The organism is Acidovorax sp. ACV02 (assembly GCF_014851475.1).
GTDB lineage: Bacteria > Pseudomonadota > Gammaproteobacteria > Burkholderiales > Burkholderiaceae_C > Acidovorax > Acidovorax delafieldii.
Map to the genome: position 1 here is coordinate 484,205 of NZ_JACUZU010000003.1, position 23,680 is coordinate 507,884.

Sequence of the window (23,680 nt, forward strand, 5' to 3'; positions counted from 1 at the left end):
CATGACCGACGCCCTCACGCCCGCCCACCTGCGCGCCACGGCCCTCATCGACAGCGACGCCCCTGCTGTGACGGCCTTTGCCGCCGAACACGCGCGTGGCGCCACCGACCGCGAACGCGCGGTGGCCCTGTACCTGGCCGTGCGCGATGGTTTCCGCTACGACCCCTACCGCATCGACCTGTCGCCCCAGGGCATGACGGCCAGCACCGTGCTGGCCAACGGCTACGGCTGGTGCGTGCCCAAGGCCGCGCTGCTGACGGCCGTGTGCCGTGCGGCGGGCATCCCGGCGCGCATGGGGTTTGCCGATGTGCGCAACCACCTGAGCACCGAGCGCATGCGCGAGACCATGAAGACCGACCTCTTCATCTGGCATGGCTACACCGACATCTGGCTGGACGGCGCCTGGCGCAAGGCCACACCCGCCTTCAACATCGAGCTGTGCGAGCGCTTTGGCCTGCTGCCGCTGGAGTTCGACGGCGAGAACGATTCCATCTACCACCCGTTCGACCAATCGGGCGCACGCCACATGGAATACGTGCACCAGCGCGGCGCGTTTGACGACATGCCGCTCGCGCAGATAGTGGCCGACTTTCGCACGGTGTACGGCGGCTGGCTGCAGGGTGACGCCACCCGCAGCAGCCTGCAGGACGCCAGTTTTTCCAACGACATTGAAAATGAAAAGGAAGCCCGCTGATGACGCACGCCCCCGAGAACGCCACCACCGCCCCCATCCCCGCAGGTTTTGCGCCGCTGGTGGCCGGGGGCCCTTACATCCAGCACAACGGCCCGCTGTATGTGCTGCACCAGGGCAACGTGGTGAAGTTCGGCTTTCGCGTGGAGCCGCGCCACACCAACCCCATGGGCAACCTGCACGGCGGCATGATGGCCACGTTCTGCGACATGCTGGTGCCGCTGTCGGTGCACCGCAAAAGCGACCAGGTGTCGGACCGCTTCTTGCCCACCATCAGCCTGCAGATCGACTACCTGGCCCCCGCCCCGCTGGGCGCCTGGGTGGAGGGCGAGGCCGAGCCGCTGCGCATCACACGCTCTCTGGTGTTTGCGCAAGGGCTGGTCACAGCTGATGGCGTGCCCTGTGCGCGGGTGAGCGGCGTGTTCAAGATCGGGCCCGTGGCGCCCCGCGACGCCGTGGAGTGAGCGACCCTGGGCGTCACGCCCAAGGCCCCAGGCCTCCAGCTGTGCCCCCCCCGGCGCACAAGCCTGACCCGCACCGCTCAGGCTGCGCCCAGCGCGCCCACCACATGCTCCACAAACCGCGCCAGCTTGGGCAGTTGCCGCCGGTCGGGCGCATACACCAGGTGCATCGGGCGCGGCACGGGCAGGCAGTGCTGCATCACCGGCACCAGCACGCCACTGGTCAGGTCGTCGGCCAGTAGCACCTCGGGTTGCATGATCAGGCCCAGGCCGCGCAACGCCGCCTGGCGCAGGCCATCGCCCTGGTTGCACACAAAGCGCGCATTCTCAGGCCAGAAGAAATCCTCGTTGCCGTCGCGCAAGGTCCATTCCACCCGGCGCTGCCACACCGAGTGGCTGAGGCACTGGTGGCGCGCCAGGTCGGCCGCGCGTTCGGGCGTGCCGTGGCGCTGCAGGTACGCGGGTGCTGCGGCAATCACCATGCGGTAGGGGCGCAGCGGGCGCGCCACCAGGCCCTCGTTCACCACCTGGCCAATGCGCACGGCCACGTCAAAGCCCTCGCCTGCCAGGTCCACCACGCTGTCGGTGAGCTGCAGGTCCACACGCACCTGGTCGTGGCGCTGCAGAAAGTCGGCCACCAGCGGCGCGATCACGTGGTTGCCCAGCGTGAAGGGCGCGCTCACTCGCAGCAGGCCCTGCGGCACGGCGCGGCTGCGCTCCACGGCGGACTCGGCCCAGCGCACCTGCTCCAGCACGCGTTTGCTGTCGTCGTAGAACGCGGCGCCCACCTCGGTCAGGCTGTTCTGGCGCGTGCTGCGCTGGAACAGGCGCGCGCCCAGGTGGGTCTCCAGCTGCTGGATGTGCTTGCCCACCATCACGGCGGAGATCTGCAGCTGGCGCGCGGCAGCGGCAAAGCTGCCGGCCTCCACCACGGCCACCATGACTTCCATATTGCGCAGCTTGTCCACGGCAACTCCCTCAATTCCTAATCAATGGTTAGCACAAGCATAACTTGCATGTACTTTATGTTCCGATTGATTAGCAAAAGAATCGGGCTGTCAGTTCCTCATCAACCCTTTTTGACACCCAAGGAAAACACCATGTCCAAGATTCTTCTCATCGGCGCGAGCGGCACCATCGGCCAGGCCGTGCTGGCCAACCTGGGCGCACGCCACGACGTGATCACCGTGGGCCGCAGCAGCGGCACGCACCGTGCGGACTTCTCGCAGCCAGGCGCGGTTGCCCAACTGTTCGAGGCGGTGGGCAAAGTCGATGCCATCGTGAGCACCGCAGGCAATCTGCACTTTGGCCCGCTGGCGGAAATGACGGCCGAGCAGTTCAACCTGGGCCTGCAGGACAAATTGCTGGGCCAGGTGCAGCTGGCGCTGGTCGGCCAGAAGTATCTGAACGATGGCGGCTCCATCACGCTGACGGCGGGCATCCTGTCGATTGAGCCCATCCGCAACGGCGCCAGCGCCACGGCCGTGAACGCGGCCATCGAAGGTTTTGTGGCTGCCGCCGCCATCGAGCTGCCGCGCGGCCTGCGCATCAACGCCATCAGCCCCACAGTGCTGACCGAGTCGATGGGCAGCTACGGGCCGTTCTTCCCGGGGTTCGAGCCGGCGCCTGCCGCACGCGTGGCGCTGGCCTACCAGCGCAGCGTGGAAGGCGCGCAGACGGGGCGTGTGTACCGGGTGCAGTGATCCTGCCGACCCGAATGTGAAACAAAAATAGCTGCTACCGCCCGATGCATGAGCGGTAGCAGCTATCAATCTGGTAGCTACAAAAAATCTTGGTAGCGCTTAGTCCAGGCTCGCCCCAGACTCCTTCACGACCTTGCCCCATTTGACGGACTCCGCCTGGATGAAGGCAGCAAACTGCTCGGGCGTTTCGCTGTACGTCTCGGCGCCCTGCTCGTTGATCTTTTTCTTCACCTCGGCCTGGTTCAGCACCTTGACCAATGCGGTGTTGAGCTTGGCCAGCACCGGCGCAGGCGTGCCAGCGGGCGCGAACATGCCAAACCACGAGGTGGCTTCATAGCCCGGCACGCCCGCTTCGGCGATGGTGGGCACGTTGGGCAGCTCGGGCGAGCGCTTGGCCGTGGTCACGGCAATGGGCACCAGCTTGCCGCTGCGCACGTGCTGGATGGCCGAGGGCATGTTGTCGAACATGATGCCGATCTGGTTGCCCAGCAGGTCGGTCACGGCCGGTGCGCTGCCCTTGTAGGGCACGTGCACCATGTCCACCTTGGCGAGGCTCTTGAACAGCTCGCCCGACAGGTGGATGGAGCTGCCGTTGCCCGAGGAGCCAAAGTTGACCTTGCCAGGGTTGGCCTTCGCGTAGGCGATCAGCTCCTTCACGCTCTTGTAGGGCTGTGCCGGGTTGGCCACCAGCAGGTTCGGCACATTGGCCACGCGCGTCAGCGGGGCAAAGTCCTTGATGGGGTCGAACGGCATCTTCTTGTACAGGCTGGCGTTGATGGCGTGGGTGCCCACCGTGCCCATGAAGAGGGTGTAACCATCTGCCGGGGCCTTGGCCGCCATGGCCCCGCCGATGTTGCCGCCCGCACCTGCGCGGTTGTCCACGATGACGGATTGGCCCAGCTCGGTGGTCAGCGCCTGGCCAATGATGCGGGCCAGGATGTCGGTGGTGCCACCTGCTGCAAAGGGCACGACGATGGTAACGGGCTTGGTCGGATAAGCCTGGGCGAGCGCAGCACTGCTGCCCAGCAGGCCGATACCAGCGAGGGCGGTGACTGCAGCGGCCGACAGCGCGAAGCGGCGGGTGGCGTGGATGGAACGGGTCATGGTTTGTCTCCTTCAAGAAGGTGGATGAATGAATGGGTCGGTGCCACCAGCGCCGCGTGGGCCCGCGTCTGGCCGCGCCGTGGCCTCAACCGGGCGCCGAGGCCTCCGGACGAGAACGGGGGGTGCCCCTTGCGGGGCGGCAAGGAAGATCAGTTCTGGTTGCTAAACAGGCGCCACTCCCAGCGTGGTGCCTCCGCACACGTACAACACCTGCCCGGTCACAAAGCCGTTGTCGGGCGAGAGGAAAAACAGCGCTGCGCGTGCCACGTCATCGGGCGTGCCCATGCGGCCTACGGCAATGCTGTTCAGGATGCGCTGCGTTTGCGGCGCGCCGTCGGGGTTGCTCTGGCGGAAGAGTTCGGTGGCGATGGGCCCGGGACCAATCGCGTTGACGGTGATGCCGTCACGCCCCAACTCCATGGCCAGCGTGCGTGTCATGCCGATCATTCCGGCCTTGGTGGCCGAATACACGATGCGGTCGGCCTTGCCCAGTGCGGCGCGCGACGACATGTTGACGATGCGGCCCTGCCCGCTGGCGCGCAACGTGGGCAAAACGGCCTGCACCAGCAACATGGGCGCGCGCAGGTGCAGCCCCACCACGTCATCCAGTTGGGCTGTGGTCGCCGTGTCGATGGTGCCAGGGCGCGTGGCGCCCGCGTTGTTCACCAGTGCGGTGACGTTGTGCTTGGCCGCGATCTCGGCCGCGCGTTCGCGGGTCGAGGCTTCATTGGTCAGGTCGCCCTGGTACGAGGTGAGTTGCGGGTGGCTCCAGGTGGGCAGCACGTAGTCCAGGTTGACCACGGCGTGGCCCTGGGACAGAACGGCTTCGGCAATCGCGCGGCCGATGCCGTTGCTGGCACCCGTGATGACGGTGACCGGTGTCGGGTTGCGCTCAATCACGGTCACACGCGCTCCAGGATCACGGCAATGCCCTGGCCCACGCCGATGCACATGGTGCACAGCGCGTACTTCCCGGCGTGTTCGTGCAGGCGGTTGGCGGCGGTGGTGACCAGGCGCGCGCCGCTGGCACCCAGCGGGTGGCCCAGCGCGATGGCCCCGCCCCAGGCGTTCACGCGGGCATCGTCGTCCTTGAGGCCCAGCGCGCGCAGCACGGCCAGGCCTTGCGCGGCAAAGGCTTCGTTCAGTTCGATCACGTCCATGTGGTCGATGGTCAGGCCCGTCTGCGCCAGCACCTTCAGCGTGGCAGGCGTGGGGCCAAAGCCCATGATGCGTGGCGCCACACCAGCCACGGCCATGCCCACCACGCGGGCGCGGGGCTTGAGGCCATATTTGGCAGCATTGGCCTCGTCGGCCAGCAGCAGCGCGCAGGCGCCGTCGTTCACGCCGCTGGCGTTGCCCGCCGTCACCGTGCCATCGGGCCGCACCACACCCTTGAGCTTGGCCAGCGCTTCGATGCTGGTCTCACGCGGGTGCTCGTCCTGGCTCACGATGATCGCGTCGCCCTTCTTTTGCGGGATGTGCACCGGCACGATCTCGCGCGCCAGATGGCCCGCCTTGATGGCGGCCACGGCGTTGAGCTGGCTGCGCAGGGCCATCTGGTCCTGGGCTTCGCGCTCAATCTTGAACTCCGTCGCCACGTTCTCGGCGGTTTCGGGCATGGAGTCCACGCCGTACTTTTCCTTCATCAGCTTGTTGACAAAGCGCCAGCCGATCGTCGTGTCATACACCGCGTTGTTACGGCTGAAGGCCGACTCTGCCTTGGGCATGACGAAGGGGGCGCGGCTCATGCTCTCCACACCGCCCGCGATCATCAGACCTGCCTCGCCCGCCTTGATGGCGCGCGCTGCGGTGCCCACGGCATCGAGCCCCGAACCGCACAGGCGGTTGATGGTGGCGCCGGCCACTTCGATGGGCAGCCCCGCCAGCAGGCTGCTCATGTGGGCCACGTTGCGGTTGTCTTCACCGGCCTGGTTGGCGCAGCCGTAGAGCACGTCGGTCACGGCCGCCCAGTCCACGCCGGGGTTGCGGTCCATCAGCGCCTTGATGGGGATGGCACCCAGGTCGTCGGTGCGCACGCTGGAGAGCGCGCCGCCGTAGCGGCCGAAGGGGGTGCGGATGGCGTCGCAGATGAAGGCCTGGCGTTGTGTGCTCATGGTTTTGTCTCCTCGTTGCTTGGGGGGTGGATTCGTTCAGGCGGCGGGGCGGATGGGCAGGCCCACCAGTTGCTCCAGCTCAGCGTGCGACAGGCCGGGCACGGTGTCGATAAGCTGCAGCCCGGTGGGCGTGCAGGCCAGTGTGCATAGATCGGTGTAGATGCGCTTCACGCAGGCGACACCGGTGAGCGGGTAGGTGCACTGCGTCACGATCTTGCTCGCGCCCTGCTTGGTCAGCAGGTCCATCATCACCCAGGTCTGCTTGGCGCCGATGGCCAGGTCCATCGCGCCGCCCACGGCGGGGATGGCGCCGGGCTCGCCCGTGCTCCAGTTGGCCAGATCGCCCGTGGCGCTGACCTGGAAGGCGCCCAGCACGCAGATATCGAGGTGCCCGCCGCGCATCATCGCGAAGCTGTCGGCGTGGTGGAAGTACGCGCCGCCGGGCAGCAGCGTGACGGGCTGCTTGCCCGCGTTGATCAGGTCATAGTCCTCCAGTCCCGCAGCGGGCGCGGGGCCCATGCCCAGGATGCCGTTTTCGCTTTGCAGGATGACTTCGCGGCCTGCCGGGATATGGTTGGCGACCAGGGTCGGCTGGCCGATGCCCAGGTTGACGTAGGCGCCGTCGTGGATGTCTTGTGCCACCCGTTTCGCCAGCTCGTCTTTACTACGCTTTTGATAGCTACTCATGCTTATTCTTTCTACGCCTGGGGGCTATATCACGCGGATTTCTTGAATCCGCCCGCCTGCGTGGCCGTGCGGTCGATCTTCACCACATGCGTCACATAAATGCCCGGAGTGACGATGGCTTCCGGGTCCAGCGCGCCCAGCTCCACCACCTCGTGCACGGTGGCAATCGTGGTCTTGGCAGCCGTGGCCATCACGGGGCCAAAGTTGCGCGCCGACATGCGGTAGGTGAGGTTGCCCCAGCGGTCGCCCTTCTCGGCCTTGACCAGGGCCACATCGCCATGGATGGGGTATTCGAGCACGTAGTGTTTGCCATTGATCTCGCGCGTTTCCTTGCCCGCAGCCAGTTCGGTGCCATAGGCCGTGGGGCAGAAAAAGGCGCCGATGCCCGCACCCGCAGCGCGCAGGCGCTCGGCCAGATTGCCCTGGGGCACCAGTTCCAGCTCCAGCTTGCCACTGCGATACAGGTCATCGAACACATAGCTGTCCACCTGGCGCGGAAAGCTGCAGATGATCTTGCGCACCTGCCCGGCCTTGAGCAGCGCGGCCAGGCCCTGGTCGGCATTGCCTGCGTTGTTGTTGACCACCGTGAGGTCCCGCGCCCCCTGGGCGATGAGGCCGTCGATTAGCTCGCCCGGAATGCCGGCCGTGCCGAACCCGCCTATCAACACCGTGGCACCATCCTTCACCCCCGCAAGGGCCTGAGCCACCGAGTCCGCCAGTTTGTTGATCATTGCAACGCTTTCTTGGTTTGCTTGTTTGTTGTCTCGTCTCTCTGAAATTTGTTCGCATATAGAACAAATGTTCGCTTAAAGAATTATAGTTGGCATACGTATGAATTCCCAAACCCCTGAAGCCAAAGACCCCAAACCGAGCGACAGCTATGTGCAGTCGTTCGCGCGCGGGCTGGAAGTGATCCGCTCGTTCAGCGCGGCCACGCCGCAGCAAACCTTGAGTGAAGTCGCCGCGCAGACAGGCCTCACGCGCGCCGGTGCGCGCCGCATCCTGCTCACGCTGCAGACGCTGGGTTATGTGGAGACAGACGGCAAGCTGTTTCGCCTGAGCCCACGCATCCTGGATTTGGGCTTTGCCTACCTCTCATCGCTGCCCATCTGGAACCTGGCCGAGCCGGTGATGGAGGACCTGGTGGAAGAGGTGCGCGAGTCGTCATCGGCCGCCGTGCTCGACGGCCTGGACATCGTCTATGTGCTGCGCGTGCCCACCCACAAGATCATGCGCACCACGCTGGGCGTGGGCTCGCGCCTGCCCGCGTGCTGGACGTCCATGGGCCGCATGCTGCTGGCCGGGTTGCCGGACGATGAACTGCAAGCCCGGCTACAGGGCCACCCTCTGCAGCGTTTTACCGAACACACCACCACGGACAGGGATGCACTGCTGGCCCACATCCGTCAGGCGCGACAGCAGGGCTGGTGCCTGGTGAACCAGGAACTGGAAGAGGGTTTGATATCGATTGCCGCGCCGCTGACCAACCGCACGGGGCAGACAGTGGCGGCGCTCAACATCAGCGGTCAGGCCAATCGCACAAGTGCGGCGGTGATGCAGGAGAGCCTGCTGCCCGCACTGCTGAGTGCGGCCCGGACCATCTCGCGCATGATGGGGGCGCCGAGGGGGTGACAGATAACGGCTGTCGGCAACCGGTACCAGGGATCACCCACCGCAACGAGCGGCCGGTGCTAAAGCTCCGATTTACGTCTTACGTGGATAGGGCGAGAACCGGAGCCGCAACACCCGTCACTCGCCACGGTGGATGAAATCAGTTCTTGCGAAAGCCGAGCACCAGCACCACGCCGCCGAGAACCATCGCGCCCAGACTCAACCATTGGGGGATATTCACGGATTCCTTTTCTTTCACGGTCAACTCCAAGGGACCGATCTTGGCCTGGGTGGTGTCCTTGGTAAAGCTGAAGCCCCCGGTCAGAAACCCGGCAAGGCCCAACACCAACAACAGCACACCAACGATTCGCATTGCATTCATGACACTTCTCCCGATGCCGGGTTTGGAGGACTGCAGCAAAGTGGACCCGGCTCCCGCCCCTTGCGCCAGCCCAATGTAGGTGCGCCGGCGCACAGCCCGCGTAGGACGCCGCCCCGGCGCGATGTAGCAGCCGGACGCAATCCGCATCACCCTCTCCCGCCTCCCCTCTGACGCCAGGCCCTTGCCCTGCGTGCTACCCTCACGCCCCATGTTCAGCCCCTCCCAAGCCGATGTGCGCCGCTTTCTGTGTGGTGTGCACGCCAAGACCCAGAGCGGCGCCCCCATGGAAGCCATCGAGACGCTGGCCAGCCTGTGGATCGCCGAGCACCCCGAGTACCACGCCGACCTGTCCGACGCCGATGCGGCCGTGGCCCGCAACTACGACGAAACACCGGGCCAGACCAATCCCTTCCTGCACCTGTCGATGCACCTGTCCATCAGCGAGCAATGCAGCATCGACCAGCCCCGTGGCATCCGCCAGGCGGTGGAGCTGCTGACGGCGCGGCTCGACTCGCTGCACGACGCCCACCACGCCGCCATGGACTGCCTGGGCGAAATGCTGTGGGAAAGCCAGCGCGCAGGCCGTCCGCCCGATGGCGATGCCTACATCGCCTGCGTGCAGCGGCGCGCGACGCGCGACTGAACGTACAGCCCGGCACCCGAAAGCCAGTCCAGCCAACAAAAAAGGCCAGCACCCGTCGAGGGCACTGGCCTGCATCAACACCATGGCCCTTTCGGGCGTGTAGCGATCAACCCGCCTCGTAGTGCGCCTGGCGCTCTTCCATCGCCTCCCAGCCGATCACTTCCTTGAAGTCGGCCATGCTGGTCTGTCCACAAGGCAAGCCGTCCACATCGCCCGTGCGGCGCGCCGACAGCGTGGCGAGGTTCTTCTGCAAGGCGTGCACCGTGCTCATCAGCGTGACCACCGGATAAGTCGCAAAAGCCGCCACCTCTTCGATCTGCGACCGCGTGAGGCGCGACATCCACAGCCCTTGCATGAGCTGCAGCGACAGGCGGCGGCCCGAGGCATTGCGCAGGCGCACGAGGTCTTCATAGCCCTTGAACGTGCGCGAGATGGGCTGGATCAGGTCCGCCCCCGCCTCCGCAAAGCGCACGGCGCGCTCGATGGCCTCCTCGGGGTCGGCCACATCGGTGCGTGCGACGATGAGAAAGTCCGGGTCCTGGCGGGCATCCACCGCCGCCTTGATGCGCGCCACGGCATCGGGGATGGACACCACAGGCGTCACCGCTGCGGCCGCCGGGCAGCGCTTGGGGCTGATCTGGTCTTCGATCGAGATCGCGGCCACGCCCGCCTTCTCGAACTCGCGCACCGTGCGGGCCACGTTGATGACATTGCCGTAGCCGGTGTCGGCATCGGCAAACACAGGCTTTTTCACCACGTTGACGATGTGGTGCACCACACCCACGTTTTCGCTGAGTGTGTAGACCTCCATGTCTGGCTGGCCCAGCAGCGATGCCGAGATGCCAAACCCCGTGGTGAAGATGCCGTCAAAGTCCGACTGGTCCACCAGCAGGGCCGAGAGGGCGTCCTGCGCACCGGCCATCCAGAAGGTGGGGCCCGACTGGATGCGCGCACGCAGCTGTTGTCGCAAGCTTGTTGTCATGGCGGGTGTCCTCAACGTTTGACGGGGTCGATGTAGCTGCCCATGGACACGAACTTCTGGTCCTTGAGCTCCATCAGCGCCACACCCGTCTGGCCGCGCCGCGCATAGCCACCGGCACTGACGGGCTGGAAGGTGATCTTGGGGCCGATCTTCTGGTCAAAGTCCTTCATGCCATCCAGCTCGGCCACCACCTTGGCGCGGCTCGGTTCGGCGCCGGTGCGCTTCAAGGCCTCGACCGTCACGGCGGCCGACGAATAGCCCATGAGCGCCATCGAGGTGGGAGCCGACTTGGGATACAGCTTGGTGTAGCGCTGGAAGAACGACTGGATGGCTGGGTTGTTGCCATCCACCGCGTCGTAGTACGAGGCCACATACAGCTTGGACTGCGTCTTGCCCAGCAGCTCGATGAACTTGGGGTCGTTGAGCCCCCCCGCACCAAACACCGTGGGCTTCCAGCCCAGCTTTTCGGCACCGCGGAAGAACTGCACCGCCTCCTGGCCCAGCGCGTAGACGATGACCACGTCCGGCTCAGCCTGCTTGAGTTTGAAGACCTGCGAGGTCAGGTCGGTCGCGAAGCGCTCAAACGTCTGCGCCTCCACCAGCTTCATGCCGTGCTTTTCCATGCGCTGCACCGCAATGTCGTAGGCCGGTTTGCCCCAGCCGTCGTTCTGGTAGAGCATTGCGATCTTCTTGGCCTTGAGCACCTCCACCGCATGGTCGATGTAGGCCGCCGTCTCGGTGGACTGGGGCGACGGCAGCACGTACAGCAGGTCGCGTGGCGGGTTGGAGGTCAGGTCGGAGATGCTCAGCGCGCCAATGGTGGGCACCTTCTTGGTGGAGCTGTATTCGTAGGCGCTGATGTTGGTGGCATGGCCGATGTTGCCCACCATGGCAAACACCTTGTCGCGCTCGACCAGGAGCTTGGCGTTGGCCACCGACTTGGCGGGCTTAAGTTCGTCGTCATAGGTGATGAGCTTGATCTTGCGGCCATTGACGCCGCCCTGCTCGTTGACCATGTCGAAGTAGGTGCGCATGCCTTCGTCCACGGCCTTGCCCATGTAGGCCAGCGTGCCGGACAACGGCTGTGATGAGCCGAGCACGATCTCCTGGGTCAGCACGCCCTCTTCCTTGTTTTCGAAGGCATGCGCGCCCAGGGTGGCGGTCATCAGACTGGCAGCTGCAGCGGCCAGCAGGGTGCGGCGGGGAGTGAGGTGGGTCATGGTTTGTCTCCTGTGTTTATCGGTGGGAAGGGAACGTGGGGGAAGGAACTTGCAAAGCCGAGCCTGTGGTCAGCCGCCCAGGTAGGCACGGCGGATGTCTTCGTTGCCTGCCAGCTCCGAAGCAGGGCCTTGCATCACGACACGGCCGGTCTCGATGACATAACCTTCATCGGAGATGTCGAGCGCGATGTCTGCGTCCTGCTCCACGATCAGCAGCGTGAGGTTTTCGCGGTCGCGGATGTCGCGCAGCGTCTCGAAGATCGCGTCTTTCAGGATGGGGGCCACGCCCATGGAGGGCTCATCCAGCATCAGCAGGCGCGGCTTGGCCAGCAGGCCCCGGGCAATGGCCAGCATCTGCTGCTCGCCGCCCGACAGCGTGCCGGCGCGGGACGTGATGCGTTCCTTAAGCCGGGGGAAATAACCCAGCACCCGGTCGATGTCGTCGCGCACCTCGGCGGCTGGGCGGGTGTACCCCCCCAGCACCAGGTTGTCGCGCACGGTGAGTTGCGCAAACACCATGCGGCCTTGCGGCACATGGGCAATGCCGCGCCGCACCAGCGCTTCGGCAGGCACGTTAGCGATGGACTGGCCGTCAAAAATGGCTTGCCCGTCACTGACGGGCAGCAGCCCCGAGAGTGCACGCATCAGCGTGGTCTTGCCCGCGCCGTTGGCGCCCAGCACACACACGATGCGGGCCTGCGGTACGCGCAGGCTCACGCCGTGCAGCGCGCGGATCTTGCCGTAGCCCGCGCTCAGGTTGTCCACGCTCAGCAGTGCGGGCGCACTGGATGGTTCAACGCCGTTTGCCACTCTTGCCTCCTCCGAGATACGCCTCAACCACGGCGGGATGGTTTTCGATCTCCCTGGGGGAGCCCTGCGCCAGGAAGGCGCCGTTGTGCATCACGGTGATCGTGTCCGAGATGGACATCACCAGCGGCATGCTGTGCTCGATAAGCAGCAGGGTCGCTTGCGTGCTGGCCTGCAGCCGCTTGAGTGTTTCGCCCAGGGCATCGATCTCACGGTTGTTCATGCCCGCTGCAGGCTCGTCCAGCAGCATCAGGCGTGGCTCCAGCGCCATGGCACGGGCCAGCTCCACCAGCTTCTGCGTGCCGTAGGGCAGATCGCGCACCACCGCATGGGCATGGGCTTGCAGGTTGAGCTTCTCCAGCACGGCCTCCACACGCTCACGTTCCTCGCGCTCCTCACGGCGCTGGCGTGGCAGGCCCAGCAGGGCTTCCAGCAGCGTGGCGCGCATCGCCATCGACCGTGCAATCAGCACGTTGTCAAACACGGTCAGTTCGGCAAAAAGCTCCAGGTTCTGGAAGGTGCGGGCAATGCCCAGGCGCGCCACCTGGTGCGCCTTGCAGCCCAGCAGTTCCACGTCACCTGCGGCCGTGCGATACCGCATGGAGCCTTGCTGGGGCGTGTAGAAGCGGCTGATACAATTGAGCATCGTCGTCTTGCCGGCGCCGTTGGGCCCGATCAATGCGTGCACCGTACCGGGCATCACGTCGAAGCTCACGTCCTGCACGGCCACAATGCCGCCGAACGCCATGCGCACGCCCTGGATGCTGAGCAATGGGGCCGCCCGACCGAGTGCTGCTGACACAGTTGCCTGCAACGCCAATATCTTGTCGTCCAAAACTCTCATCGCACCACCCCGCTTTGCGCCGCATCTGCGCCGGGCAGGCGCTTGCGCTTGAAGAGGCTGGCCAGCCCGTCGGGCAGGAACATCAGCGCCAGGATCATGGCCACGCCGTACAGCGCGCGCTGGAACTGATCAAACCCCAGGTAGGTGAGCAACTGCGGCGCACCGATGACAAACACCGCGCCCAGCACCGAGCCCAGGATGGAGCCCAGACCGCCCACGATGACCATCGAGACGAAGCTGATTGACACCATGATGCTGAACAGCGATGGGTCGATGAAGCGCACCAGCGGTGCATACAACGCACCCGACAGGCCGGTGTAGAAGGCACAGACGCCAAACGCCACCAGCTTGAGCGCCGTGGTGTTCAGGCCCAGAGCGCGAGCTGCTGTCTCGCTGCCCTTGATGGCCAGAAAGCCACGCCCAAACCGGCTGCGCGCCAGGTTGCGCGCCACCCACAGCGCCCCCGCCAGCACCACGGCGGTGAACACGTGGTACGCGCGCTCGTCCAGCGCCCAGCCGAACAGCGTGGGGCCGGGCGCGCCCATGCCGTTCTCGCCGCCCGACATGTCGCCGCTGGACTTGGCGATCTCCACCGAAATCATCACGAAACCCAGCGTGGCGATCGCCAGGAACACCTCCTCCAGCCGCAGGACGGGGAGCGCCAGCAGCAAGCCCACCACGGTGGCGATGCTGGCCGCAATGAACATCGACAGCACCAGCGGCACACCAAAGTGCGTGGTCAGGATGGCCGAGCCATAAGCACCGATGCCGAAGAACACGGCACCCGCCATGGAGATCAGGTTGGTGTAGCCCGTGAGGATGTTGGTGCCAAACGAGGCCAGCGTGTAGATGATGACAAGCGTGAAGATGTACAGCACGTAGCCACCGGGCACGAGCGGCGCCAGCACGAAGGCCAGCACGAACAGCAGCGGGCCGAGCCAGGGGTATGCGTCAAAGACTTTGGTCATGGCGGCTCCTTAGACCTTCTTGATCTGGGCGCGGGCCAGCAGACCGTGGGGGCGCAGGATCAGGATGACCAGCATCACGATGAAGGGCACCGCGTCCTTCCAGGCCGAGGACACATAGGCGCCCGTGAGGTTCGACGACACGCCGATGATCACGCCGCCCAGCAGCGCGCCTGGCATGCTGCCAATGCCGCCCAATACCGCGGCGGCGAACGCGAAGTGCAGGGCGTGCTGCATCATCGAAAAGTGCACGAAAGTCAGCGGCGCAATCAGCAAGCCCGCCGTGGCGGCGATCACGTGCGACAGCGCCCAGGCCAGCGCATAGATGCGCTTGATCGGAATGCCCATGAGGCGCGCAGCCGTGGGGTTTTCCATGGTGGCCTGCATGGCGATGCCCAACCGCGTGAAGCGAAAGAACGCAAACAGCAAACCTGCCAGCGCGGCGCACACGGCCACGATGCCCAGGTCGATGCCCGAGACGATCACACCGCCGATGTCGATGGGGGCAGCCGGGAAGATGCTGGGCAGCTCCTGCGTGTCCTTGCCCCATACCCAGATGGCCAGGTCGCCAAACACCAGGAACAGGCCCAGTGTGCAGATCGCAGACGACAGCAGTGCCTTGCCGATGAAGCGGCGGATGATGAACCGTTCAATCGCCATGCCCAGCGCCGCGCCGAACAACAGCGTGAGCAGCACCACCGCCCACAGCGGCAGGCCCAGCTTGAACAGTGTGTAGGCCACAAAGGCCGAGAGCATGGCCGCTTCGCCATGCGCGAAGTTGAGGATGCCCGTCGCCTTGAACACCATCACGATGCCCAGGGCGATGAGCCCGTAGATGGCGCCCAGGGCGACGCCGCTCACAATCATCTGCAACATGGTGCGCTCCTGCCCGTCATGTCGCCGCAGCGGCTGCACGCTCGCGCGCCAGCCGGGCTTTGAGATACGGCGTGAACCCGCCCGCCTCGATGGTGGCGCGCTCGGTGGACGACCAGGGCTCGAACGGCAGCGCCTGGCTCGTGCGCTCGTTGACGACCACACCGCGCACCCAGTCCACGCGCAGAGTGTCCCAGCGCTGCGTGGCGGCACGGATGCCCGGGCAGGTGATCAGCGGGAAGCCCATGCTGATCTCCCCCCGAAAGAAGCCGGGCGAGAAAGACTCGGCGATCACGCCGGCCACCCCGAGGTGGCGCATGGCGCGCATGGCCGGGTAATGCGGGTGGCCATAGCCAAAGTTCTGGCCGCCCACCAGTACATCACCTTTGGAGACGGATTGGGCAAAGCCAGGGTCGTAACTGGTCATGGTGACCGCCGCCAGTTCATTGATGTCGGTGATCTTGATGTTCTTGATGCCGACAATCAGGTCGATGTCGTAGTCGTCTTCGGTGAAGACCCAGGCCGCGCGGCCATGCAAGGTGGGCAATGTCATGCTGCGCTCCCTTCGGTGTTGGCGAGGTAGGGCCGGGGGTCGGTGATGCAGCCTTCCAGGGCCGATGCCGCCACCACGGCGGCGTTGCAGATGAAGATTTCGGAGTCGGCACTGCCCATGCGGCCGGGCGTGTTGAGCGTGCCGGTGGACACAGCGCGCTGGCCATCGGTCATGGTGGCAATGCGGCCATAACAGTAGTCGCAGCTCGAAGAGCTGATGAACGCGCCTGCATCCACCAGGGTGGAGATCAGGCCTTCGCTGGCGGCCTGCGACATGATGGCCTGGGAGGTGGGCACCACATGCAGCTGGAACCCCGGCTTGATCTTGCGGCCCTTGAGCACCTGGGCGGCAATGCGCAGGTCCTCCAGGCGGCCGCTGGCGCAGCTGCCCAGGTAACCCATGTGCACTTCCAGGCCTGTGTATTCGGTCAGGTCCCGGGTATTGGCGGGGCTGGGTGGCGCCACCACGATGGGCGCCAGGTCGCTCACATCCACGGTCACCACACGGTCGTAGTGCGCATCGGCATCGGGGTAGACCGGGTCGAGGGCGATCTTGGAGCGGCCCTTGGCGTGTTCCAGCGTTTTTGCATCGGGGGCAATCAGCATCGTGGTCGCGCCCAGGAACATGGCCTGGCCGCAGATCGTCTGGCGGCCCTCGATGCTCATGGCATCGATCACGGTGCCGCACAGCTCCACCACCTTGAAGCGGCAGGACGATGGCCCCATCACCCGCACCAGGTGGTGAAAGATGTCGCGCGCCATCACACCGGGCTGCACCGTGCCGGTGACTTCGATCTTGACCGTGCCCGGCACCACGAGCGCCATGCGCTCGGAGACAAAGGTCTCCAGCACACTCTTGCGCGCTCCAATGGCCAACGTGCCGAACGCACCCAGCTGGCTCACATGCCCGTCGAAATGCACCGCAAATGCACCCGGCGTGGCGTAGCCCAGCTCGGCCGACACCTGGTGGCCAATGCCCTCGCGCTCGTGCACGGGCACGCCCTGCTCCTTGCCCCAGGCGCGGGTGACCTTGTGCAGCTCTTCCTCCTTGGGGGCGGCAGCCGGGACCATGTGGTCGATGAACAGCACAAAGCGCTCGGGGCTGGGCACCTTGTCCACACCGAAGTCCTCCTTGGCCTCCTTGAAGAACACATCCGTGTAGCCCGGAAAGTCATAGGCAATCACGAAATCCGGCCTGGCCAGGATCTCATCGCCCGCCCGGACCGCAGGCACCCCTGCAACCCGGGCGAGGATCTTTTCAGTCATCGTGTAAGACATGTGGCTTCACCCAGTTATCCACTATGTGGAAGTTGAAAAATCGTTTGATTACTTATTAAAAAATCAAACGACAGCTCAATCGCCTGGGTAAACCCTATATTGCCCACTATGTGGATACAAACTACAAAGACAACATGAATAAAAAAACCATAACAGTCCCATCAGAGACAAATAAACCGCCACATAGTGGAAATTCGAAAACAGGGACTCAAAGCATCGAACGTGTCGTGCAGATGCTCCGTATCGTGGCGTCTCGTGGCAAAGGTGGCATGCGCATCGGCGAGATCGCCGCCACCAGCGGCCTGCCGCAGTCCACTTGCTTTCGCATGCTTCACCGGCTGGAGGCCGAAGGCCTGGTGGACCGGGACGCCCACACACGCAAGTACTACCTGGGCCCGCTGCTGTACGAGCTGGGATTGCTCGCACGCCCCCGCTACCGGCTGTCGGAGCTGTGCGACAGCGCGCTGCAAAAGCTGGCCGAAGTCACCCAGGACACCATCTACCTGAGCGAACGCAGCGGCCTGGAGGCCGTGTGCACCCACCGCGCACTGGGCGACTACCCCATCAAATCGCTGGCGCTGGACGTGGGCATTCGCCGCCCGCTGGGCGTGGGTGCGGGCGGGTTGGCAATCCTGTGCGCACTGCCTCCCGACGAGGCCGAATCCATCATCGATGCCAACGCGCCCAAATACGAGAAGTACGGATTCGTCACAGCTCCCTACCTGCGCGAGGCGATCAAGGTGGGACGCGAGAAGGGCTATGCGTTTCTGGACAGCGTGGTCACACCAGGTACAGCAGCCATCGGTATCGCTTTCCCGCCAGACAACCCGATCGCCGCCATCAGCGTGGCAGCGATCTCGGGGCGGCTGGAGTCGCACCGGCGCGACGAGGTGGCCCGGCTCATGCGCCCGCAGATCCGCGCCATCTGCGAGGCCATGACCAGCCAGGCCGTGTTGGCCGAGCGGTAACGACTACAACAAGCGAAACGCCAGCACCGCCACCATCGTAGGCGGCAAAGCCCCGAGCAGCAGTCCGAGCGGGTGGATGGCGTTGTCAGCAAACTTCTCTTTCAGGATCGCCGCGCCTGCCGGGTTGGGCGCATTCGCGATCACGGTCAGGCCACCGCCGGTCACCGCACCTGCCACCAAGGCCACCTTGAACTCATGGCTGAGGCCTTCGACCAAAGAGCCCAGGTAAGTCAGCGCTGCGTTGTCCGTGAAGGCCGTGAGCGCCGCAGCACCAAAGAACACGGCGTTGGCATCCATCTTCATGAGCACCGGCTGTAACCACCACCGCTGCACGCCACCCAGCACCACCAGACCGACCAGGAAGAAAGCCACGAGCAAGGCCTCGCGCAAGATCAGCGGGTTTTGATGGCGCTGGTAGGCCGTGGTGAACCCCATGAAAAACAGGAACAGGCCCAGGAACACAGCTGGATGGTGCGCAAAAAGCACTACCAGCGCCAGGAACACCAAGTGCACCAGCATGACGGACACAGGCACGGGCGCCTCATCCCTCGCGACCTTGCACCCCATATGCCCCACCTGGCGGCGAAACAGCAGCGTGGCGATGCCAGCGTTGACCACCACCGCCACGGCCGCCTTCCAGCCAAAGTGGGACACCATGAACCACAGGTCCCAGTTCCACTGCGCCGCCACCATGAGCACCGGCGGCGCGGCGAACGGCGTGAAGGTGCCGCCAATGGAGATGTTGACGAACAGCACGCCAAGGGTCGAATACTTGAGTCGGTTCGACAAAGGCTGCGAAAACAGGATGTCACGCAGCATCAGTGCCGCCAGCGTCATCGCTGCAGGCTCGGTGATGAAGGAGCCCAGCAGCGGAACGGCCGACAACACTACAAAGTACATGGCCACACCGCGCTGAAAAGGCATGCACCGGGCCAACACCCGCACCGCAGAGCCTGACAGCTGGAGGATTGGCCGGGTGGCGGCAATCACCATGATCGCAAACACGAACAGTGGCTCGGTGAAATTGCGCGAGTCCAGGTAGGCGGTGGCCTCCTGCTTGCCGCCGAGGGAGAACATGAACAGCATGAGCACCAGGGCCCAGAAGCCGAAGACGACCTCTACCTCACCCAGCAGATGCCAGATGCCCGCATGCTTGGGCTGCACGTGCGCTAGACGTTCGAAGTACTTGGTGGAGAAGGTATGGAGAATGGCCAGGCCGAACAGGACGGCACCAATCCCCTGGATTAGGGTGGGAGAGGAGTTCATGGGTCGTAAAAAAACCGCGCGGCGGCCCGACCAGCGCATGAACCTGCCGGGCCACGATGGCGCCGACACCCATCTCCAATTTTACCGTGGCACTACGGCGACCCCGTGTAGGCGCAGCGCGCTTTGCACGCAGCGCACGGCGCACACAACCATGCAGCCCACTCGGGAGTCTCGCTTTCCAGACAATGCAGGCACCCCACCTGGAGGTCCCATGCACCATCATCCCACCGCACCACCCTTGTCTTCACCGCCCCCCTGCGCCGATCCCATCGCCCGTGGCCTGGCTGGGCTATTGGGGCCTGTTGCCGTTTGTGGCGCTGGCGGTTGTGGGCCTGTGGGCGCCCGGCACGCCGTGGTGGAGCGCGGCGCTGCTGGCCTACGGCGCGGTGATTCTGAGTTTCGTGGGCGCTCTGCACTGGGGCTTTGCGATGGCACAAAGCGGGCTGAGCGCCACAGAACGCACGCACTGCTTTGTGTGGAGCGTGGTGCCATCACTGATGGCCTGGCCTGCCACGCTGTTGCCACCTGCAGCAGGAGCCGTGCTGCTGATAACAGGCTTTGCAGCCCACCTGGTGCAAGACCACCGACTGGCTGCGCGCACCTTGCTTCCCACGTGGTACTTGCCGCTGCGATGGCGCCTGACGGTCACGGCTTGTATATGTCTGGCGTTGGGGGCATGGGCCGCCAGCCGTTGACGATTCAACCAGCCAACAAAAAGCCCGCCGAAGCGGGCTTTTTTTGTAGTCAGCCAGACTGCTGATCAACGGAAGCGCGACTGGGGCACCGTGTGCAGGTCGCCGTCCAGGCCGCTCACGTAATTGGCCAAGGCCTTCAGTTCAGCGTTGGTGAACTGCTTGGCCACACCGCCCATGATGGCGTTGCCACGACCCACGTTGGCGTTCTTCTCAACCTTGTAGGCCTTGAGCGCCACAAACAGGTAGTCGGCATGCTGGCCGGCGATCTTGGGGTAAGAGGGGTCGATGGGCTTGGCGAAGTTGTCGCCGTGGCAGGAAACGCAAGCGCCCTTCTTCAGCAGCTCGGCCACTTGCACGCTGGGTTCACGCGAGGGCTTGGCGGGCAGTTCGGCACCGGTCTTGCCGTGTTGTTCGTAGTAGGCCGACACGTCAGCGATGTCCTTCTCGGACAACGACTCGGCGATGCCGCGCATGGTGGGGTGCTTGCGCTCGCCCTTTTGGTAGGCGACCAGCGCTGCCGCAATGTACTTGGCACTCTGGCCCGAGATCATGGGCACCTTGTGGATCTCAGGAAAGCTGGCCTGGTAGCCAACGATGCCGTGGCAACCAATGCACATGGCGATCTTTTGCTTGCCGGCTTCCACGTCGCCCTTGGCTTCCTGGGCGTGGGACAAGGCGGTCACGGAAGCGACAGCCAGGGCAAATAGCGTGGTCAACGTTTTGTTCATTTTGCGCGCACAATCTCGTGGAAGTTCAGCTCTGGGCTCTGATCAGCCGTCGATTATAGCCAGCGCCCTGTCAAGCCCATTCATCAACGATCCGGTGTTTTCCCCCATGAAATTCCAAGGCTCCCAGAACTACGTCGCCACCCAAGACCTGATGCTGGCCGTGAATGCGGCCATCACGCTGCAACGGCCGCTGCTGATCAAGGGCGAGCCCGGCACGGGCAAGACGATGCTGGCCGAGGAAGTGGCGCAGGCGCTGGACATGCCCCTGCTGCAATGGCACATCAAGTCCACCACCAAGGCCCAGCAGGGCCTGTATGAATATGACGCGGTGAGTCGCTTGCGCGACAGCCAGCTCAACGACGGCGACAGCGCCGAGCGCGTGAAGAACATCCGCAACTACATCATCCAGGGCGTGCTGTGGCAGGCCTTCACGGCCGACCGCCCCGTGGCGCTGCTGATCGACGAGATCGACAAGGCCGACATCGAATTCCCGAACGACCTGCTGCGCGAAATCGACCGCATGGAGTTCTACTGCTACGAAACGCGCGAACTCATCAAGGCCAAGCACCGCCCGCTGGTGTTCATCACGTCGAACAACGAAAAGGAGCTGCCCGATGCGTTCCTGCGCCGCTGCTTCTTCCACTTCATCAAGTTCCCCGAGGCCGACACGATGCGGCAGATCATCAACGTGCACTTCCCCACGCTCAAGAGCGAACTGCTCAGCGTGGCGATGAAGACGTTTTATGACGTGCGCAACCTGCCGGGCCTGAAAAAGAAGCCCTCGACCAGCGAACTGATCGACTGGCTCAAGCTGCTGGTGGCCGAAGACATTCCACTCACCGCCCTGCAAAGCGCCGACAACAAGGTGGCCGTGCCCCCGCTGGTGGGGGCGCTGCTCAAGAACGAACAGGACGTGAGCCTGTTTGAAAAGCTGGTGTTCATGAACCAGAGGAACCGCTGAGTGAGCAACGGCAACAGCAACGACGACACCCGCCAGCTGCTGGCACACGGCGTCGCCGATGCCGTGGGCTTTGTGGGGGGCGCCCTGCTGGGCTTCTGGCTGGGCCAGCTGTTGGGGCTCGATATCTTCGCGCCCGGCTACGGCACCGGCAGCCTGGTGGGCATCGCCCTGGTGGGCATCGGTGGCGGCCTGGGCCTGCATGCGGCGCGGCGCTGGCAGAACAGCCGCCGCAGCCAACCGTCCAAGGATTGATGATTAGGGGATAGAGACCCATGGCTTTTGTAGAACCTGTCACGCTGCGCGATCGCGGAGTCCGCCTGGAGCCGCTGGCGCTGGCCCATGAAGAAGGCCTGCGGGCCGCAGCCGCCGATGGCGAGCTGTGGAAGCTGCGCATCACCTCGGTACCCGAGCCGCAGGACACCCGCGCGTACATCGAAGCCGCGCTCAAGATGCGCGAGGACGGCAACCGCTTTGCCTTTGCCGTGGTGGAAGACGCCACCGGCAAAGTGCTGGGCTCCACCAGCTACCACGACATCGTGCCGGCTGTGAAACGCGTGGAAATTGGCTACACCTGGTACTGCCAAAGCGTGCAGCGCACCCACGTCAACACCACCGCCAAGCTGCTGATGATGGGCCACGCCTTCGACACGCTGGGCTGCCATGTGGTGGGCTGGCGCACCGACAACTACAACTTTGCGTCACAACGCGCCATCGAGCGCCTGGGCGCCAAGAAAGACGGCGTGCTGCGCGGCCACGCGCTGCGCCGCGACGGCACCATCCGCGACACGGTGATGTACAGCATGCGTGCCGGCGAATGGCCTGAGGCCAAGGCACAGCTGCTATATCTTTTAGAGCGTCATGCGCAATAAACACTAGCGCTAGAGGCCCAAATCATGCTCATCGACTTCTTCTACACCCTGCGCTCGGCCAAGTTGCCCGTGTCGGTCAAGGAATACCTCACCCTGCTCGAAGCGCTGCAGGCCGGTGTGGTGGGCCCCAAGTCGGATGACGCGTGGAGCCTGGACGATTTCTACAACCTCTCGCGCCTCACGCTGGTCAAGGACGAGAAGCACTACGACAAGTTCGACCGGGCCTTCGGCGCCTACTTCAAGGGCGTGGAGATGGTGGCCGACTTCACCAAGCAGATCCCGGCCGACTGGCTGCGCAAGATCCTGGAGAACGAACTCACGCCCGAGCAGAAGGCCGCCATCGAGAAGATGGGCTGGGACGAGCTGATGGAGACGCTGAAGAAGCGCCTCGAAGAGCAGAAGGAACGCCACGAAGGCGGCAGCAAGTGGATCGGCACCGGCGGCACCAGCCCGTTTGGCCACGGCGGCTACAACCCCCAGGGCGTGCGCATTGGCGGCGCGGGCAAGAACAAGAGCGCGGTGAAGGTGTGGGAGCAGCGCGCCTACAAGGACTACGACGACCAGCAGGAGCTGGGCACACGCAACATCAAGGTGGCATTGCGCCGCCTGCGCAAGTTTGCGCGCGAAGGGCATGAGCTGGAGCTGGACCTGCCCGACACCATCCGCAGCACGGCGGCCAACGCAGGCTACCTGGACATCAAGATGGTGCCCGAGCGGCACAACAACGTGAAGGTGCTGCTGCTGATGGATGTGGGTGGCACGATGGACGAGCACATCCAGCGCGTGGAAGAGCTGTTCAGTGCGGTCAAGAGCGAGTTCAAGCACCTGGAGTTCTACTACTTCCACAACTGCGTGTACGACTTCATGTGGAAGAACAACCGCCGCCGCTTTGCCGAGAAGTTCCCCACCTGGGACATCATCCGCAAGTACAACAAGGACTACAAGCTGATCTTTGTGGGCGACGCGACGATGAGCCCGTACGAGATCCTGCAGCCCGGCGGCAGTGTGGAATACAACAACGAGGAGCCGGGTGCCGAGTGGATCCAGCGCCTCACCCACGCCTTCCCCAAGTTTGCGTGGATCAACCCCGAGCCCCAGGGCGTGTGGCAGTACCGCCAGAGCATCAGCATCATCCAGCAGCTGGTGAGCAACCGCATGTACCCGCTGTCGCTCAAGGGGCTGGAAGAAACCATGCGGCTGCTGTCCAAATAGGCGCGGTACCGGAGTCAGATGCCTTGTGAGCATCTGTCCGACAGGGAGCGCTTCCGTTTCAGGG

At 64.5% G+C, this 23,680-nt stretch carries 28 protein-coding genes; 11 read left to right on the forward strand and 17 right to left on the reverse strand.

Annotated features, from left to right (window positions below):
• The first annotated feature begins 1 nt into the window (after position 1).
• Positions 2–694 (forward strand): transglutaminase family protein, encoded by a 693-nt coding sequence (locus IB236_RS09560; protein WP_192420317.1) that lies wholly within the window; start codon positions 2–4, stop codon positions 692–694.
• Positions 694–1,155, forward strand: coding sequence for a PaaI family thioesterase (locus tag IB236_RS09565; protein WP_110960151.1), 462 nt, complete (start codon positions 694–696; stop codon positions 1,153–1,155). The genes IB236_RS09560 and IB236_RS09565 overlap by 1 nt, the downstream gene beginning before the upstream one ends.
• A 77-nt stretch (positions 1,156–1,232) precedes the next feature.
• Here the strand turns inward: IB236_RS09565 and IB236_RS09570 are convergent, their stop codons facing one another.
• Positions 1,233–2,120 (reverse strand): LysR family transcriptional regulator, encoded by an 888-nt coding sequence (locus IB236_RS09570; protein WP_192420320.1) that lies wholly within the window; start codon positions 2,118–2,120, stop codon positions 1,233–1,235.
• 132 nt (positions 2,121–2,252) lie between these two features.
• On the opposite strand from IB236_RS09570, the gene IB236_RS09575 reads away from it, so the two are divergent.
• Complete coding sequence (locus IB236_RS09575; protein WP_146871713.1) at positions 2,253–2,855, forward strand: short chain dehydrogenase; 603 nt, start codon at positions 2,253–2,255, stop codon at positions 2,853–2,855.
• A gap of 99 nt (positions 2,856–2,954) precedes the next feature.
• Here the strand turns inward: IB236_RS09575 and IB236_RS09580 are convergent, their stop codons facing one another.
• From IB236_RS09580 to IB236_RS09600, 5 genes are all read right to left on the reverse strand, one after another.
• Positions 2,955–3,959 carry a tripartite tricarboxylate transporter substrate binding protein gene (locus tag IB236_RS09580; RefSeq protein WP_192420322.1) on the reverse strand — a complete coding sequence of 335 codons (1,005 nt, stop codon included), beginning with the start codon at positions 3,957–3,959 and terminating at the stop codon, positions 2,955–2,957.
• Positions 3,960–4,121: 162 nt separating this feature from the next.
• Positions 4,122–4,865, reverse strand: coding sequence for an SDR family oxidoreductase (locus tag IB236_RS09585; RefSeq protein ID WP_192420324.1), 744 nt, complete (start codon positions 4,863–4,865; stop codon positions 4,122–4,124).
• Positions 4,862–6,073 carry a 3-oxoadipyl-CoA thiolase gene (gene pcaF / locus IB236_RS09590; RefSeq protein ID WP_192420326.1) on the reverse strand — a complete coding sequence of 404 codons (1,212 nt, stop codon included), beginning with the start codon at positions 6,071–6,073 and terminating at the stop codon, positions 4,862–4,864. Before pcaF ends, IB236_RS09585 begins: the two co-directional genes overlap by 4 nt.
• A gap of 36 nt (positions 6,074–6,109) precedes the next feature.
• The gene (locus IB236_RS09595; protein WP_056066067.1) at positions 6,110–6,760 is read right to left on the reverse strand and encodes a 3-oxoacid CoA-transferase subunit B; all 651 of its coding nucleotides are present in this window, start codon (positions 6,758–6,760) and stop codon (positions 6,110–6,112) included.
• A 29-nt stretch (positions 6,761–6,789) separates the two neighbouring features.
• Positions 6,790–7,491, reverse strand: coding sequence for a 3-oxoacid CoA-transferase subunit A (locus IB236_RS09600; protein WP_099729378.1), 702 nt, complete (start codon positions 7,489–7,491; stop codon positions 6,790–6,792).
• A 100-nt stretch (positions 7,492–7,591) separates the two neighbouring features.
• Here IB236_RS09600 and IB236_RS09605 point away from each other — a divergent pair, with 100 nt between their 5' ends.
• The gene (locus IB236_RS09605) at positions 7,592–8,392 is read left to right on the forward strand and encodes an IclR family transcriptional regulator (protein ID WP_192420328.1); all 801 of its coding nucleotides are present in this window, start codon (positions 7,592–7,594) and stop codon (positions 8,390–8,392) included.
• Positions 8,393–8,531: 139 nt separating this feature from the next.
• Here the strand turns inward: IB236_RS09605 and IB236_RS09610 are convergent, their stop codons facing one another.
• Positions 8,532–8,753: a hypothetical protein gene (locus IB236_RS09610; RefSeq protein ID WP_192420330.1), complete on the reverse strand. Its 222-nt coding sequence runs from the start codon at positions 8,751–8,753 to the stop codon at positions 8,532–8,534.
• 208 nt (positions 8,754–8,961) lie between these two features.
• Between IB236_RS09610 and IB236_RS09615 the strand changes: the two genes are divergently transcribed.
• Complete coding sequence (locus tag IB236_RS09615) at positions 8,962–9,396, forward strand: DUF1841 family protein (protein ID WP_010459392.1); 435 nt, start codon at positions 8,962–8,964, stop codon at positions 9,394–9,396.
• Between the two features lie 106 nt (positions 9,397–9,502).
• On the opposite strand, the gene IB236_RS09620 is transcribed toward IB236_RS09615, so the two are convergent.
• From IB236_RS09620 to IB236_RS09655, 8 genes are all read right to left on the reverse strand, one after another.
• On the reverse strand, positions 9,503–10,378 hold the full coding sequence (locus tag IB236_RS09620; RefSeq protein ID WP_192420332.1) for an oxaloacetate decarboxylase: 876 nt from the start codon (positions 10,376–10,378) through the stop codon (positions 9,503–9,505).
• A gap of 11 nt (positions 10,379–10,389) precedes the next feature.
• The gene (locus IB236_RS09625; protein WP_056066085.1) at positions 10,390–11,598 is read right to left on the reverse strand and encodes an ABC transporter substrate-binding protein; all 1,209 of its coding nucleotides are present in this window, start codon (positions 11,596–11,598) and stop codon (positions 10,390–10,392) included.
• A 69-nt stretch (positions 11,599–11,667) separates the two neighbouring features.
• Complete coding sequence (locus IB236_RS09630; protein ID WP_056066088.1) at positions 11,668–12,408, reverse strand: ABC transporter ATP-binding protein; 741 nt, start codon at positions 12,406–12,408, stop codon at positions 11,668–11,670.
• On the reverse strand, positions 12,392–13,207 hold the full coding sequence (locus tag IB236_RS09635) for an ABC transporter ATP-binding protein (protein ID WP_370539907.1): 816 nt from the start codon (positions 13,205–13,207) through the stop codon (positions 12,392–12,394). Before IB236_RS09635 ends, IB236_RS09630 begins: the two co-directional genes overlap by 17 nt.
• Before the next feature lie 38 nt (positions 13,208–13,245).
• The gene (locus IB236_RS09640; protein WP_192420334.1) at positions 13,246–14,217 is read right to left on the reverse strand and encodes a branched-chain amino acid ABC transporter permease; all 972 of its coding nucleotides are present in this window, start codon (positions 14,215–14,217) and stop codon (positions 13,246–13,248) included.
• Between the two features lie 9 nt (positions 14,218–14,226).
• Positions 14,227–15,090, reverse strand: coding sequence for a branched-chain amino acid ABC transporter permease (locus IB236_RS09645; protein ID WP_192420336.1), 864 nt, complete (start codon positions 15,088–15,090; stop codon positions 14,227–14,229).
• A 16-nt stretch (positions 15,091–15,106) separates the two neighbouring features.
• A complete protein-coding gene (locus tag IB236_RS09650; RefSeq protein ID WP_192420338.1) occupies positions 15,107–15,640 on the reverse strand; it encodes a 3-isopropylmalate dehydratase in 534 nt (177 codons plus the stop codon).
• The gene (locus IB236_RS09655) at positions 15,637–16,905 is read right to left on the reverse strand and encodes an aconitase family protein (protein ID WP_225581044.1); all 1,269 of its coding nucleotides are present in this window, start codon (positions 16,903–16,905) and stop codon (positions 15,637–15,639) included. The genes IB236_RS09650 and IB236_RS09655 overlap by 4 nt, the downstream gene beginning before the upstream one ends.
• A 146-nt stretch (positions 16,906–17,051) precedes the next feature.
• Here IB236_RS09655 and IB236_RS09660 point away from each other — a divergent pair, with 146 nt between their 5' ends.
• Positions 17,052–17,885 carry an IclR family transcriptional regulator gene (locus IB236_RS09660; RefSeq protein WP_192420342.1) on the forward strand — a complete coding sequence of 278 codons (834 nt, stop codon included), beginning with the start codon at positions 17,052–17,054 and terminating at the stop codon, positions 17,883–17,885.
• 3 nt (positions 17,886–17,888) lie between these two features.
• On the opposite strand, the gene IB236_RS09665 is transcribed toward IB236_RS09660, so the two are convergent.
• Positions 17,889–19,151: a putative Na+/H+ antiporter gene (locus IB236_RS09665; RefSeq protein WP_225581045.1), complete on the reverse strand. Its 1,263-nt coding sequence runs from the start codon at positions 19,149–19,151 to the stop codon at positions 17,889–17,891.
• A gap of 185 nt (positions 19,152–19,336) precedes the next feature.
• Here IB236_RS09665 and IB236_RS09670 point away from each other — a divergent pair, with 185 nt between their 5' ends.
• On the forward strand, positions 19,337–19,846 hold the full coding sequence (locus IB236_RS09670) for a DUF3429 domain-containing protein (protein ID WP_192420346.1): 510 nt from the start codon (positions 19,337–19,339) through the stop codon (positions 19,844–19,846).
• Between the two features lie 65 nt (positions 19,847–19,911).
• Here IB236_RS09670 and IB236_RS09675 read toward each other — a convergent pair whose 3' ends face one another.
• Complete coding sequence (locus tag IB236_RS09675) at positions 19,912–20,574, reverse strand: cytochrome c (protein ID WP_056746840.1); 663 nt, start codon at positions 20,572–20,574, stop codon at positions 19,912–19,914.
• A 106-nt stretch (positions 20,575–20,680) separates the two neighbouring features.
• Between IB236_RS09675 and IB236_RS09680 the strand changes: the two genes are divergently transcribed.
• From IB236_RS09680 to IB236_RS09695, 4 genes are read left to right on the forward strand one after another with little or no spacing between them, the layout of a single operon-like run.
• The gene (locus IB236_RS09680; RefSeq protein WP_055401588.1) at positions 20,681–21,535 is read left to right on the forward strand and encodes a MoxR family ATPase; all 855 of its coding nucleotides are present in this window, start codon (positions 20,681–20,683) and stop codon (positions 21,533–21,535) included.
• Positions 21,536–21,787, forward strand: coding sequence for a hypothetical protein (locus tag IB236_RS09685; RefSeq protein WP_060985012.1), 252 nt, complete (start codon positions 21,536–21,538; stop codon positions 21,785–21,787). It begins immediately after the preceding gene.
• A gap of 20 nt (positions 21,788–21,807) precedes the next feature.
• Positions 21,808–22,404 carry a GNAT family N-acetyltransferase gene (locus IB236_RS09690; protein ID WP_056066118.1) on the forward strand — a complete coding sequence of 199 codons (597 nt, stop codon included), beginning with the start codon at positions 21,808–21,810 and terminating at the stop codon, positions 22,402–22,404.
• A 24-nt stretch (positions 22,405–22,428) separates the two neighbouring features.
• Positions 22,429–23,616, forward strand: a complete 1,188-nt coding sequence (locus IB236_RS09695; RefSeq protein ID WP_146871704.1) for a VWA domain-containing protein — start codon at positions 22,429–22,431, stop codon at positions 23,614–23,616.
• Positions 23,617–23,680 lie beyond the last annotated feature (64 nt).

Bases quoted from the DNA above. Each gene is read 5' to 3' on its own strand.
- IB236_RS09625 (WP_056066085.1), bottom strand. From the start codon at position 11,598: ATGACCCACCTCACTCCCCGCCGCACCCTGCTGGCCGCTGCAGCTGCC.
- IB236_RS09600 (WP_099729378.1), bottom strand. From the start codon at position 7,491: ATGATCAACAAACTGGCGGACTCGGTGGCTCAGGCCCTTGCGGGGGTG.
- IB236_RS09605 (WP_192420328.1), top strand. From the start codon at position 7,592: ATGAATTCCCAAACCCCTGAAGCCAAAGACCCCAAACCGAGCGACAGC.
- IB236_RS09560 (WP_192420317.1), top strand. From the start codon at position 2: ATGACCGACGCCCTCACGCCCGCCCACCTGCGCGCCACGGCCCTCATC.
- IB236_RS09595 (WP_056066067.1), bottom strand. From the start codon at position 6,760: ATGAGTAGCTATCAAAAGCGTAGTAAAGACGAGCTGGCGAAACGGGTG.
- IB236_RS09650 (WP_192420338.1), bottom strand. From the start codon at position 15,640: ATGACATTGCCCACCTTGCATGGCCGCGCGGCCTGGGTCTTCACCGAA.
- IB236_RS09575 (WP_146871713.1), top strand. From the start codon at position 2,253: ATGTCCAAGATTCTTCTCATCGGCGCGAGCGGCACCATCGGCCAGGCC.
- IB236_RS09615 (WP_010459392.1), top strand. From the start codon at position 8,962: ATGTTCAGCCCCTCCCAAGCCGATGTGCGCCGCTTTCTGTGTGGTGTG.
- IB236_RS09565 (WP_110960151.1), top strand. From the start codon at position 694: ATGACGCACGCCCCCGAGAACGCCACCACCGCCCCCATCCCCGCAGGT.
- IB236_RS09675 (WP_056746840.1), bottom strand. From the start codon at position 20,574: ATGAACAAAACGTTGACCACGCTATTTGCCCTGGCTGTCGCTTCCGTG.
- IB236_RS09640 (WP_192420334.1), bottom strand. From the start codon at position 14,217: ATGACCAAAGTCTTTGACGCATACCCCTGGCTCGGCCCGCTGCTGTTC.
- pcaF (WP_192420326.1), bottom strand. From the start codon at position 6,073: ATGAGCACACAACGCCAGGCCTTCATCTGCGACGCCATCCGCACCCCC.
- IB236_RS09680 (WP_055401588.1), top strand. From the start codon at position 20,681: ATGAAATTCCAAGGCTCCCAGAACTACGTCGCCACCCAAGACCTGATG.
- IB236_RS09695 (WP_146871704.1), top strand. From the start codon at position 22,429: ATGCTCATCGACTTCTTCTACACCCTGCGCTCGGCCAAGTTGCCCGTG.
- IB236_RS09690 (WP_056066118.1), top strand. From the start codon at position 21,808: ATGGCTTTTGTAGAACCTGTCACGCTGCGCGATCGCGGAGTCCGCCTG.
- IB236_RS09610 (WP_192420330.1), bottom strand. From the start codon at position 8,753: ATGAATGCAATGCGAATCGTTGGTGTGCTGTTGTTGGTGTTGGGCCTT.
- IB236_RS09670 (WP_192420346.1), top strand. From the start codon at position 19,337: ATGCAGGCACCCCACCTGGAGGTCCCATGCACCATCATCCCACCGCAC.
- IB236_RS09660 (WP_192420342.1), top strand. From the start codon at position 17,052: ATGAATAAAAAAACCATAACAGTCCCATCAGAGACAAATAAACCGCCA.
- IB236_RS09655 (WP_225581044.1), bottom strand. From the start codon at position 16,905: ATGACTGAAAAGATCCTCGCCCGGGTTGCAGGGGTGCCTGCGGTCCGG.
- IB236_RS09620 (WP_192420332.1), bottom strand. From the start codon at position 10,378: ATGACAACAAGCTTGCGACAACAGCTGCGTGCGCGCATCCAGTCGGGC.
- IB236_RS09580 (WP_192420322.1), bottom strand. From the start codon at position 3,959: ATGACCCGTTCCATCCACGCCACCCGCCGCTTCGCGCTGTCGGCCGCT.
- IB236_RS09645 (WP_192420336.1), bottom strand. From the start codon at position 15,090: ATGTTGCAGATGATTGTGAGCGGCGTCGCCCTGGGCGCCATCTACGGG.
- IB236_RS09665 (WP_225581045.1), bottom strand. From the start codon at position 19,151: ATGAACTCCTCTCCCACCCTAATCCAGGGGATTGGTGCCGTCCTGTTC.